Annotated in this window: 11 protein-coding genes and 1 pseudogene; 11 read left to right on the forward strand and 1 reads right to left on the reverse strand. The window is 50.7% G+C overall.

What is annotated here, in order from left to right:
* Positions 1-415: 415 nt before the first annotated feature.
* A pseudogene (locus DESHY_RS14630) lies at positions 416-1272 on the forward strand (sigma-54 interaction domain-containing protein); the annotation flags it as partial.
* Positions 1258-1773 carry an AAA-type ATPase lid domain-containing protein gene (locus tag DESHY_RS14940; RefSeq protein ID WP_476580440.1) on the forward strand — a complete coding sequence of 172 codons (516 nt, stop codon included), beginning with the start codon at positions 1258-1260 and terminating at the stop codon, positions 1771-1773. The pseudogene DESHY_RS14630 and the gene DESHY_RS14940, both read left to right, overlap by 15 nt.
* A gap of 47 nt (positions 1774-1820) precedes the next feature.
* Here DESHY_RS14940 and DESHY_RS09460 read toward each other — a convergent pair whose 3' ends face one another.
* Entirely contained in the window at positions 1821-2042 is a 222-nt protein-coding gene (locus tag DESHY_RS09460; protein WP_008412279.1) for a hypothetical protein, read from the reverse strand.
* 129 nt (positions 2043-2171) lie between these two features.
* Here DESHY_RS09460 and DESHY_RS09465 point away from each other — a divergent pair, with 129 nt between their 5' ends.
* The 9 genes from DESHY_RS09465 (at position 2172) to mraY (ending at position 12605) form a co-directional block, all read left to right on the forward strand.
* Entirely contained in the window at positions 2172-3074 is a 903-nt protein-coding gene (locus DESHY_RS09465) for a patatin-like phospholipase family protein (protein ID WP_008412282.1), read from the forward strand.
* A gap of 133 nt (positions 3075-3207) precedes the next feature.
* Positions 3208-4014 carry a histidinol-phosphatase HisJ family protein gene (locus tag DESHY_RS09470; protein ID WP_008412285.1) on the forward strand — a complete coding sequence of 269 codons (807 nt, stop codon included), beginning with the start codon at positions 3208-3210 and terminating at the stop codon, positions 4012-4014.
* Positions 4015-4274: 260 nt separating this feature from the next.
* Positions 4275-4703 carry a division/cell wall cluster transcriptional repressor MraZ gene (gene mraZ / locus DESHY_RS09475; protein WP_048818060.1) on the forward strand — a complete coding sequence of 143 codons (429 nt, stop codon included), beginning with the start codon at positions 4275-4277 and terminating at the stop codon, positions 4701-4703.
* A gap of 114 nt (positions 4704-4817) precedes the next feature.
* Complete coding sequence (gene rsmH, locus DESHY_RS09480) at positions 4818-5756, forward strand: 16S rRNA (cytosine(1402)-N(4))-methyltransferase RsmH (protein ID WP_008412289.1); 939 nt, start codon at positions 4818-4820, stop codon at positions 5754-5756.
* Between the two features lie 71 nt (positions 5757-5827).
* Positions 5828-6361 carry a cell division protein FtsL gene (locus tag DESHY_RS09485; protein ID WP_008412291.1) on the forward strand — a complete coding sequence of 178 codons (534 nt, stop codon included), beginning with the start codon at positions 5828-5830 and terminating at the stop codon, positions 6359-6361.
* A 37-nt stretch (positions 6362-6398) separates the two neighbouring features.
* Positions 6399-8543, forward strand: coding sequence for a stage V sporulation protein D (locus DESHY_RS09490; RefSeq protein ID WP_008412293.1), 2145 nt, complete (start codon positions 6399-6401; stop codon positions 8541-8543).
* Positions 8544-8665: 122 nt separating this feature from the next.
* Entirely contained in the window at positions 8666-10138 is a 1473-nt protein-coding gene (locus DESHY_RS09495) for a UDP-N-acetylmuramoyl-L-alanyl-D-glutamate--2,6-diaminopimelate ligase (RefSeq protein WP_008412295.1), read from the forward strand.
* A gap of 20 nt (positions 10139-10158) precedes the next feature.
* Positions 10159-11538, forward strand: coding sequence for a UDP-N-acetylmuramoyl-tripeptide--D-alanyl-D-alanine ligase (locus DESHY_RS09500; protein WP_008412297.1), 1380 nt, complete (start codon positions 10159-10161; stop codon positions 11536-11538).
* Positions 11539-11603: 65 nt separating this feature from the next.
* Entirely contained in the window at positions 11604-12605 is a 1002-nt protein-coding gene (mraY, locus tag DESHY_RS09505; protein WP_008412300.1) for a phospho-N-acetylmuramoyl-pentapeptide-transferase, read from the forward strand.
* Positions 12606-12626 lie beyond the last annotated feature (21 nt).

The following is a 12626-nucleotide window of genomic DNA, read 5'->3' on the forward strand; positions in this document are numbered from 1 at the left end:
GTTTTTAGTATATGACCGGGCAAACCGGCTGTCAATCCCTAAATCTAAAATTTAATTTTTGTTGCTTGCATGTCCGGGGAGCGAGGGAATTACAAACAAAAAAGCCGGTATTTATAGGTGGCAGGCATTTTCGGCAGGATGCATGAACGTCCTGTAGAAATGTTAATAGATCCAGAAGTCGGAGGTGTGGCTGTTGGACACATTACGCCTGCGTATTGAATTTAAGGACCGGGTAGGCATTGTTTATGATGTTTCCCAGGTGGTGTCACCGAAAAATATAAACATTATTTCACTGCAGGTTTTGCCTAATAATATGTACCTGGAAATTGAGGCTTTAGGGGAGCGGGAAGCGGCGGCTTTGCAGCAGGAACTGCAAGCTATTGCCGGTGTTATCAGGGTGGCAAACATTGAGGTGATGCCCCATGAAGAACGGGAGCGGCAGCTCAAAGCGGTTCTCGATTCGGTGAGCGACGGCATTATTGCCGTAGACCGTCAAGGAATCATCACCGTTTTTAATCCGGCTTGCGAGAAGATTCTTCTCATAGCCGCAGAAAAGGCCTTGGGCAGGGATGTGGCGGAAGTAATTTCTATGGATATCCCCATGATAAACAGTTTAAAAAACGGTGAAGGATATGATCATAAAGAAATAAAAATTACTACTCCCCGGGGCAGGCATCACTACTTAAGCACCGGTCGGCCCATTAAGGATCAAGCGGGCAGAGTGATTGGCATGGTGGCGGCCCTTAAAGATATGTCCCAGGTGCGTGACCTGGTTTATTCAGTAACCAAGCCTTCCATGATTACCTTTGATGACATCATTTATGGCAGTGAAGTTATGGAACGGGTGGTGGCCATGGCCAAACGGGTGGCCCGCAGTGACTCCACCGTTATGATCAGGGGAGAAAGCGGCACTGGCAAGGAATTATTTGCCAGAGCCATCCATATGGAGAGTTTGCGTAAAAACAAGCCCTTTGTGCCTCTAAACTGTGCGGCATTACCGGATTCATTATTAGAAAGCGAACTTTTTGGCTATGCTGACGGTGCCTTTACCGGAGCAAAAAAGGTGGCAAACAAGGGTTGTTTGAATTTGCCCATGAGGGGACTTTGTTTTTGGACGAAATTGGCGAACTGTCACCTCATTTGCAGGCAAAACTTCTCCGGGTACTGCAGGACGGTAAAGTAAGGCGCCTGGGCGACCGCCACGAGACGCCGGTAGATGTCAGGGTAATTGCCGCCACCAACAGGAACCTGGAAGAAATGATTGCCCGGGGAGATTTCAGGGAGGACCTCTATTATCGCTTAAATGTATTTCCTATCCGAGTACCCCCCTTGCGGGACCGGCCGGAGGACATACCTTTTCTGGTGCACCATTTTCTAAAAAAATATACTTCCCGGCCCAATCGCACGATTTCCGGTATTGCGGCCGAGGCGTTGCGTTTATTAATGAAAAACCGCTGGGCGGGCAATGTGCGGGAATTGGCCAATGTCCTGGAACGAGCTGTTAACCTGGTTGAAAATGGCGAAATAAGACCGGAACATATTATTTTAGATAATGAACAATTTTACACTGTGCCGCCTGTTCCGGTTTGCGAACCCAACAGTTTAACTTTAAAAGAAGCAACCGCCCGGGCAGAACGGGATTCCCTGCAGCAGGCTTTGAAAATCTACGGCAGTGCCCGTAAAGCCGCCAAAGCATTAGGGGTGTCCCACACCACCGTTTTAAATAAGATGCGGCGCCTGGGGCTGACGGCACGCCGCCGCAAACATCAATAATGTCTGCCTTAACTTTGTCAACACGCGTAGACCGGTCAACGGGTTGCTTAACAATATTTATCTTTAAACGCTTGTTCGCTTAGAACAAGCAGTCCTTGGGCAGGCAGCTTAATGAGTTCGCCGACTTGATAGCGGCAGTAATCTTGAGGGTGCTTTTCAGTTAATTGCACCACAATATAATCAGAAGTGATTTCTCTTACAATGCCATATTTGGGGTAAGTATCCTTGGGCCAGAGGCGTACCCTGACGCCGGGTTTTAATCTGGTCAATGTTATTCACCTGCCGGTTTTGTTAATACATTTTATAGCAAAAAACAAGATGGTTCAACTTACCATGTTTTACTTATTCACCATCATCTTTAAGCAGCCATAAAATGAATTGGGCAGGTGATGGTGAAAATGCGTAAAGTTATAGGCTTAGCCCTGGGCGGCGGTTTTGTGCTGGGAGCAGCCCATGTGGGGGTGCTCAGGGTACTGGAGGAAAACGGGATCAAACCCCAAATGATTGCCGGCACCAGTGCAGGCAGCATTGTAGGCTCACTGTATGCCGGTGGCTGGACAGTGGCTCAACTGGACCAAATGATCCGCCGGTTGAAACCCAGCATGTTCATAGATGAATTTGCTGCGGTAGAGAACTTTTTTATTATGACTTTAAAATTAATTTTTGATGTATTTCACCTTCCTTATCCTTTCCGTTCGCCCCTGGGATTAATGAGAGGAGCCAAATTAGAGCGGTTTATCAAATCAAAGCTGGCCGGCCAAAGTTTTGAGGGTGTTTACCGCCAGCTGGCCATAACCACGGTAGACATAACGAGCGGGAAAAAGGTTATTTTTCTCAGCAGGCAAAACCGGATGCGCTTAAAAGCCAAGCGTGACCAAGTATTTATCAGCGGGGTGCCGGTTTGGCAGGCGGTACGAGCCAGTACAGCGGTGCCGGGGTTGTTTGAACCCAAAGAAATAAACGGTTACCTGCTGGTGGACGGCGGTCTGCGGGAAAACGTACCGGCCCAGGTGCTAAAAGCGCTGGGAGCAACCACCGTGCTTGCTGTAGACCTGGGCAACGACGGTGACGAGCCCAGGGTGCCGCGCAATATTGCCCATTTATTGAGCCAAACCTTGGATATAATTCGTTCGGAGGCGGTTGAACAAGTGCTGGATGATCATGCTGATGTTTGCATCCGCCCGTTGCTAAAGGGCATCGGATCCTGGGATTTTCATAAAATACCCTATATCATTGAGCAAGGCGAGAAAGCAGCCCGGGAACTGCTGCCGGAAATTTTAAGAGTTTGCGGCAGAAATTAAGTTAAAGGTACCAAACTGCGGCAAACCCGGGGTAACCTGTTGAGTAAAACAGTGTGCCATAATATAATGGTTTTGGTCAGGCACCGCTTTTAAAAAAATTCACGACCGGGGATGCCCGAAAGAGGTGTAAAGCATGCCGGTGGATTATCATTTACATACTTTTCGCTGTGGACATGCTGTCGGAACTGTGGCGGAAATGGTGGCGGCAGCCCGCCGCAAAGGTTTTAAGGAAATTGGTTTTGCCGAACATTTACCCATGTACTGGTTGCCGGAGGAAAAAAGAAACCCGCAAGTGTCGATGCCATCTGCGCAGCTGGAGATTTATGCAGCCGAGGTAATGCAGGCCAGGGCAGCCAACCCCGATTTAGCCGTTAAACTTGGGGTGGAGGCGGATTACATTCCCGGCCATGAGGCTCAACTTAAAGCTGTTCTGGATTCTTTACCCCTGGATTACGTACTGGGTTCGGTGCATTTTCTTGGGGACTGGGCCTTTGACGATCCTGCCTGCCTGGCTGAGTATAAAAAGCACGATCTTCAGGATTTGTATGACTTGTATTTTCAACATGTACAACAGGCGGCGGCATGCGGTCTGTTTGACAGTTTAGCCCATCCGGATTTGATTAAAAAATTCGGCTTATTGCCGGAACGCCCTCTGACAGATCTTTACCGTAAAACGGTCCGGATTATGAAGCAGTACGATATTTGTGCCGAGGTTAATACCGCCGGCTGGCGTTACCCTTGTAATGAATTGTACCCGTCACCTGAATTTCTTACGCTTTGCCTGGAACAAAACGTCCCGGTCACCTTAGGTTCGGATGCCCACAAACCGGAACAAATCGGGGAGGGGTTGGACCGGGCGGTAGCTCTCCTGAAGAACATCGGTTTCCGCCGGGTGGCCACCTTTCAACAGAGAAAACGCACGATGATTAATCTGAGATGACGGTGTTGGTCGCAGGAAAGCGGCCAAGAGTACCGCAGGAGCGATATAACATAAAAAACAAGCATCCCGTTCCGCTTTTCGTGAAACGGGATGCTTTTGTTTGCGGTGACTGTGACCAAATAATGGATTTGGTTAATTTTTTTGCCAGAAATATCAAAAACATCCGCAGGCCAGAAGGAGTTTTTACCGGCACAGCGAATAGAAGTGGTGTAAAGTGGTATTAAGTGGTGGGAAATACCCAGAAAGTGGAGCATGATATCATGTTTATGGGGGAGTTCCAGCACAACATCGACCCAAAGGGTCGTCTCATCATACCTGCCCGCTTCCGTGAAGGTCTGGGTGACCGGTTTATTGTCACCAAGGGTTTAGACAACTGCCTTTTTGTTTATCCTCGCCAGGAATGGGCTGAGGTTGAACAAAAACTGAAGTCACTGCCCTTTGCCAGGGCAGATGCCCGGGCCTTTGTACGTTTTTTCTTTTCCGGAGCCACCGAATGTGAGGTTGATAAGCAGGGACGGATTTTGCTGCCCAACAACCTGCGGGAATATGCCCAACTGGATAAAGAAACCGTTATTGTGGGGGTGGCTACCCGGGTAGAAATTTGGTCCAAAGAGATTTGGGACCGTTATCACGCCCAGGCTGAAGCATCTTTTGAAGAACTGGCGGAAAAGATTGTTGATTTACTTTAGCCGCCGGCTCTTTTTGCCTTTGAGATATAGACGACAGTATGAAATAACCGGTTTTTTGATAAAAATAATGGCAGTTAAGCTAATATTTGATTTTTCATCCGGAAAGGGACTGCGATGGAGTTCAAACATATATCCGTACTGTTAAAAGAGTCCATTGAAGGGTTAAACATAAACCCCCGGGGAATTTATGTGGATTGTACCCTGGGAGGAGCCGGACATAGTTACGAAATATTGCGTCGTCTGGGACCGGAAGGACAACTGATAGGCATCGACCAGGACCCGGCAGCTGTTAACCATGCGGTGGTCAAACTTCAGGAGTTCGCCGGTCAGTTTCGTGTTGTGCAAAGCAATTTTTCATGCTTAAAAAAAATTTTGCAAGAAATGGCTGTGCCCGCGGTAGACGGGGTGCTGTTTGATTTGGGGGTTTCTTCGTATCAGTTGGATACCCCCGAACGGGGCTTTAGTTATATGCATGATGCCGAACTGGATATGCGCATGGCACCGGACTTGCCCTATAGTGCCAGGGATTTGGTAAATCAACTTGCCGAAGAAAAATTGGCGGATATCATTCGACGCTATGGTGAAGAACGCTGGGCCCGACGCATCGCCTCTTTTATTTGCGAAGCAAGAAAAAAACAGCCTATTGCCACCACCGGCGAGCTGGTCGAGATAATTAAAGCTGCCGTGCCGGCCAGGGCCCGGCGTGAAGGGCCCCACCCGGCAAAGCGAACCTTCCAGGCCCTGCGCATTGCCGTAAACCGTGAGTTGGACATTCTTAGCCAGGCCGTGCAGGATGCGGTGTCGGTATTAAAACCCGGTGGCAGAATATGTGTAATTACCTTTCACTCGTTGGAAGACCGTATTGTCAAGGACACTCTGAAAGCATTGGCTGCTCCTTGCCTGTGCCCGCCGTCATTTCCGGTTTGCGCATGCGGCAGGCGGCCGTTGATTAAAGTTATTACCGGTAAGCCCATTGAGCCAAGCAGAGTAGAAGTGGCAAACAATCCCCGGGCACGCAGCGCCAAACTGCGGGTAGCCGAAAAACTGGGTTAATTAATGTATTTGAAAGGTATGCCGGGGTCTTGTAAACTATAGGTTCTAAACCGGATGGCAGGTGCATAAGCTTGAGTGTAGCACAGGAAAAATTTAGCTATCAATTGCCGGAAGAACGGCAGCAACAAAAAGCCAGGCCCGGTCGACAATTGTCCAAACGGGCTGCCCGCCGGGGCAAAATTGTGGTAACAGGCTGTATACTGGCATTATTTTTGACCGGTCTCACCATTGCTTATTACTATGCCCAGGTAGCTGCCGTAGGTTACCAAATCAGCCGGCTGCAAAGCGAGGTGGCCAATTTACAGGCTGAACAAGAGTACCTGGAGTCACAAGCTAACCAACTGCTGTCTTTACAACGAATTGAGGCCATTGCCACCACTAGACTGGGTATGGTAAAACCGGATCCCAAGGAAGTGGTTTTGGTTGCCGCCCTGCCTAAGAGTCCCCAGGCAGCATCAAACAGCTCAACCAATCAATTAAACAAACAAGAGTCATCGCAATCTGCCTCCGGTGTGCAGGAGCAGCATAAAACGGGAGAGATTGGGAAAAATCCCGTTATTGACGCATTGATGGATCTGGTACAGCGATGGGAGCAAAAACGTTAGGGAGCGGCGACCCCAGGCCTGCAGGGAGGAATCATGGTTGAAGACCACCAGTATTGTTATCCGCAGGAGAATAACCGGCCTTTTCTTACTGGCCGCCGCTTTTTTGTCATGCATTATATTACGCTTGGCATGGGTGCAGATTGTTAAGGGAGATGAATATCGCCAGAAAGGTATTATCAACCGGATGCGGGACGTGCCGGTGGAGGCTAAGCGGGGCAGTATTCTGGACCGTAACGGCAATGAGTTGGTTACCAGTGTCAGTGCGGACTCTGTTTATGCCATTCCCAACCACATTAAAAACCCTGATGAAGTGGCTGTTCAAATTGCACCCCTGCTGGGGATGGATGTTAACAAGGTTAAAACCATTATTACCAGGAAGTCTCGGTTTGAGTGGCTGAAAAGAAAAGTGGATTATGAAACATCCCAAAAAATTAAAGCTTTAAAAATTGAAGGCATCGGTTTTGCTGAGGAAAGCAAGCGTTATTATAAACAGGAAACCCTGGCACCTCATATTCTGGGCTTTACCGGTACGGATAACCAGGGACTAATGGGTATGGAAGCGGCCTTTGACGAAGAATTAAAGGGGATTCCCGGCCGTATCGTGATTGAACATGATGCGGCGGGGCGGGAAATTCCTCAGGCTTTGCACCAGTACATACCGCCCAGTCAGGGGAATAACCTGGTACTGACCCTGGACCAGACGATTCAGCATTTTGTAGAACGGGAACTGGATAAGATTGTGGTGGCACATCGTCCTAAAACGGCGGTAATCATTGTGATGGATCCCCAGACCGGGGAAGTGCTGGCTATGGGCAACCGTCCCACCTTTAATCCTAATAAGTGGCGGGAAGCGCCGCAACAGGTTTGGGACCGCAACCCTGCCATTTGGTATAATTATGAACCGGGATCTACCTTCAAGATTGTAACCGCTGCCGCAGCCCTGGAGGAAAATGCCGTTAAACCTTCCGATCGTTTTTATTGCCCCGGTTATATTCAGGTGGCCGACCGCAAAATACGCTGCTGGAAAGACGGCGGCCATGGCAGCCAGAGCTTTGAAGAAGTGGTACAAAATTCCTGCAACCCGGGGTTTATTCAAACCGGCTTGAACCTGGGCAAGGAAAAATTTTATAAATATATCAGAGCCTTTGGCTTTGGCCAGCCTACCGGCATTGGCCTGCCCGGCGAAGCCAAAGGTATTATCATCCGGGAAAATGATGCCACTAACCTTAATATCGCCACCATGTCCATCGGACAGTCTATTGCCGTCACGCCCATTCAGCTGTTATCGGCAGTTTGCGCGGTGGCCAACGGCGGCAAATTGATGAAACCCCAACTGGTGAAAAGGGTGGAAGACCAAAAGGGTAATGTGATAAAAGAGTATAAACCGGAAATGATAAGGCAGGTTATCTCTGCGGAAACGGCCCGGTTGACCGGTCAGTTGTTAGAAAATGTTGTCTTCAAGGGGACCGGCAAGAATGCTTTTGTTGAAGGGTACCGGGCAGCCGGCAAAACCGGTACAGCCCAGGTGGTGGCAGAACGGGGCGGCTACGCCAGCGGCAAATATGTGGCTTCCTTTGTGGGCTTTGCACCGGTTAATGATCCCAAAATTGCCGTTTTAATTATGATTGCTGAACCCCAAGGAGGGGCATATTATGGCGGCGTTGTTGCTGCCCCGGTTTTCTCTCCCCTGGCCCTGGATATTTTGCGTTACCTGGGTGTGCCGGAACAGAAAAATTTACCCAAGCCCAAGACCAATCCCTGGGAAGTGGAACAGGAGCGAATTGAAGTAGCGGTTCCCAACGTAGTTAACCTGCCCCTGGATGAAGCACAGAAAACTTTACGGGAGGCCGGCTTGGCTTTTGAAACAAGAGGCCAGGGCAGGGTGGTTTACGGCCAGATTCCGGAAAGCGGCGCCTTGGTATTGTCAGGCACCACTGTCATTTTGGATCTCGCCGGTACCGCCGACGCTAAAAATAAACAGGGGGAACAGGTTTCCATACCGGATTTAAAGGGCATGACCATTCGTGAGGCAGGCAATTTGTTGGAGAGTATAGGGCTTAAGTTAGAACCGGTGGGTTCCGGGTTGGCAGTAACCCAGAGTCCCGCTCCCGGGCAGAAGCTGCCTCGGGGCAGCACCGTAAAGGTGGAATTTAAACCCCCGTCAGCAGCCAATAAATTTTAACCGACGGCTGGGAAACCCTGGCCTCCCGTGCAGGGGGGCCAGGGTTTTTACAGCCGGCGCCGACAGGCATAAATGATGCACAAATGGAAAGAATAGGAAGTATAATGAATGGAGGGCTTAGGGTGCTGTTAAAACAATTGCTGCAGGCTGTTGCAACGGTTTCGGTTGAAGGTTCACAGGATATTGAGATAGAAGGTATTTGTTATGACTCACGCCAGGCCGGACCGGGTATGCTTTTTGTGGCCATCCGGGGCTTTCAAACCGACGGGCATATGTATATTGACCGGGCTGCGGCAGCCGGGGCTGCTGCCGTTGTGGTGGAAAAGGATACAGTTGTGCCGCAGGGGTTGACTGTTGTTAAAGTGGCGGACAGCAGAAAGGCGCTGGCCTTATTGTCAAGCCATTTTTACGGCAATCCCTCCCAAAACTTAACCATGGTAGGAGTAACCGGCACCAACGGCAAAACCACCACCACTCATTTGATTGCTTCGATATGGCGACAGGCCGGTCTAAAGCCAGGTGTTATCGGCACTATCCATAATTTAATCGGCGAACAGGCACTGCCGGTGACCAATACTACCCCGGAATCACTGGACTTGCAAAAATTGCTGGCCCGCATGGTTGAAGAAAACGTCAAGGGTGTCGCCATGGAGGTTTCCTCCCACGCCTTGGCTTTGAACCGAGTTGCCGGGGTGGCTTACGACATGGCAGTGTTTACAAATATAACCCAGGATCACCTTGATTTTCACGGTACCATGGAAGAGTACCTGGCGGCCAAAGCGAAACTTTTTACCATGGATATTAAGTATGCTGTTATTAATGCTGATGATCCGGCGGCGGCATATTTGACCAAGGTAAGCCGAGGAAAAGTTTATACCTATGCCATTGAACAGCAGGCGGACGTTATGGCAACCGATATACAAGTTACCGCTAAAGGGGTTAGCTTTACCGTCAGGGGCCCCTGGGGTGAACACAAGCTGCAGTTAAAACTAACCGGACGTTTTAATGTTTACAACGCTCTGGCCGCCTATACGGCAGGTCTCGCTTTAGGTTTGCCGGCCCCGGATGTAATAACTGCGCTGGCCGGTGTCAGCGGCGTTGCCGGCCGCTTCGAACTGGTAGACGAGGGTCAGGATTTTGCTGTGATTGTGGATTATGCCCATACGCCGGACGGGTTGGCCAATATCCTGGAGACAGCCCGCCAGATTACCGGCGGCAGGTTAATTACTGTTTTTGGTTGTGGCGGCGACCGTGACCGCACCAAGCGGCCCATCATGGGCGAAATTGCTGCCCGCTACAGTGATTTGGCGGTGGTAACTTCAGATAATCCCCGGACCGAAGATCCCGGCAGGATTATTCAAGATGTGCTGGAAGGGGTAAGCAAAGCAGCTTCACCGGACAGTTACCTGGTCCTTGAGGACCGCCGGGAGGCTATCAACCGGGCGGTTGACTTGGCCCGGCCGGGTGATGTGGTGGTAATTGCCGGCAAGGGGCATGAAGATTACCAGATTATCGGGACTACCAAATATCCCTTTGATGATCGGTTGGAGGCGCGGCAGGCCATAGCCCGCCGCTACGGCACCAAGCGAAATTAAAAAAGGAAGTGCCAATCAACATGTTACCTTACAGTGTAGATGAAATTGCCCGGATAACCGGGGGTGTCTTATTGCAGGGCAACCCTGCCACGCCGGTTAATGGGGTTTGTATTGACAGCCGCCAAGTACAGCCAGGGGGGATTTTTGCGGCCCTGCCCGGACAGCAGGTTGACGGCCATGATTTTGCGGCACAGGCTGTGGCAGGGGGGGCAGCCGCCCTGTTAGTATCCCGGCCGGTTACCGTTGCTGCGGCTGTACCGGTTGTGCTGGTGAAGGATACCAGGCAGGCCTTGCAGCGCCTGGCTGCCGATAACCGGGCCCGCCTGACTGTGCCGGTGGTGGCGGTAACGGGCAGCAACGGTAAGACAACCACTAAAGATATGATTGCGTCAGTGCTGCAAACCCGCTACAATACCCTCAAGACCCAGGGCAATTATAATAACGAACTTGGTTTGCCCTTAACGCTGCTTAATTTAACTGAACAACATCAAGCCGCCGTGGTGGAAATGGGCATGCGGGGGCCCGGAGAGATAGATTTTTTAGCCAAACTGGCTAAACCAACCGGTGCGGTGATCACCAACATCGGCGAAGCCCATCTGGAACGCCTGGGCTCAGTAAAAAATATTGCCCTGGCTAAAACAGAGGTATTAGAACACATTGAGCCGGGCGGCTTTGCTGTGCTAAACGGGGACAGTCCCTGGCTCAAGGAGCTGGCCGACCGCTGCCGGGGTAAGGTATGGTTCTACTCTTTAACAGGCCGGGGAGATATTCGGGGTTATAACATTGAGCCGGATGGCCTGGGGGTTAAGTATCAGGTCATTTATCCAGGGGGCCGGGGCGAAATATACCTGCCGGTACCAGGCAGCCACAATGTCCTGAACAGTTTGGCTGCGGTGGGAGTTGGTCTGCAGCTGGGCTTAACCTTTGCTGACATTGCCTGCGGGTTGCAGCAGGCGGCACTTTCCGGGATGAGGCTGGAAATAATTAAATGTCAGGGCATTACCATTATAAACGATACCTATAATGCCAATCCTGCATCGGTTAAAGCTGCCCTCAAGGTTTTGCAGGAAACTGCCACCGGCAGAAAAATTGCGGTCTTGGGCAATATGTATGAACTGGGTGCCCTGTCCCAGACGGGACACCGGGAAGTGGGCGAAGCGGCAGCCGGTGTGCCGGTGGATTACCTGGTAACCGTGGGGCAGCTGGCCCGCTGGATTGCTGAGGGAGGACAGCAGGCAGGATTACCATCCGCTTGCATTCGGCAGTGTGCAGATAACCCACAGGCGGTTAGCATTATAAAAAACATACTGCAAACCGGTGACACAATATTAATTAAAGGGTCCCGTGGTATGCGCATGGAGCAAATTGTTCAGGAATTGGCAGCAGACGGCCGATCTTGATGAGGATGAGGGCGATATAGGGGCTGAATTGGCACGGCCCTCGGTGCATAAGGGAGGAATTTTGCGTGGATTATCATGTGGTTGGGCTGGCGGCAGGGATCAGTATGCTGGTAACCCTGGCGCTGGGTCCGCTAACCATTCCTTTGCTGAGAAGACTGAAGTTTGGGCAAACCATCCGAGCGGAAGGACCGTCCGGTCACATGGCTAAATCCGGCACCCCAACCATGGGTGGCATAATGTTTCTGGCGGCCATCGCGGTGACCGGTGCCTTATTATTAAGCAGCGGCGTACCTGGCCGGGCCGAAGGTTTGGTGGTGTTAGCCGTTACCCTGGGATATGGTTTAATTGGTTTTTTGGACGATTTCATTAAAGTTGCGCTAAAAAGAAATCTGGGTTTAAAGGCCCGGGAGAAAATTTTAGGCCAGCTGATATTTGCTGCGGTTTTGGCAGTGGTGGCTGTGTTCCGGCTGGGGCGAGGAACTGATTATGTAATTCCTTTTACCGACTTTTTTACCCCGGGGGGCATTGGATTTGATCCCGGTTGGTGGCCGTTTTTCGGAATTACGGTATTGGTGCTGCTGGGCACCGGCAACGGCGTTAATTTAACAGACGGCTTAGACGGTCTGGCTGCCGGTGCTACGGTATTTACTGCGGCGGCCTTTGTGGTGCTGGCCCTGGCCGTCGGTAAAGTAGGCACAGCTATTGTTTTGGCAGCCGTGGCAGGCGGTTGCCTGGGTTTTTTATTTTATAACCGGCATCCGGCCAAGGTTTTCATGGGAGATACCGGTTCGCTGGCGTTGGGAGGCGCCCTGGGGGCGGCAGCTGTGGTTACCCGCAGTGAATTACTGCTGGTTATTATTGGCGGCCTGTACGTGCTGGAAACCCTATCGGTCATTATTCAGGTAATATCTTTTAAGACTACCGGCCGCCGGGTTTTTCGCATGAGCCCGTTGCACCACCACTTTGAACTTACCGGGTGGTCGGAAAAAAAAGTGGTCAGCTTTTTTTGGCTGTTGAGCTTAATATTTTCCTTGGTTGGCTTGCTGGGCACCGTGGGGTTGAGTTAACCCGGCATACCTGGCAGGTTC

Source organism: Desulforamulus hydrothermalis Lam5 = DSM 18033, assembly GCF_000315365.1.
GTDB classification, from domain to species: domain Bacteria; phylum Bacillota; class Desulfotomaculia; order Desulfotomaculales; family Desulfotomaculaceae; genus Desulfotomaculum; species Desulfotomaculum hydrothermale.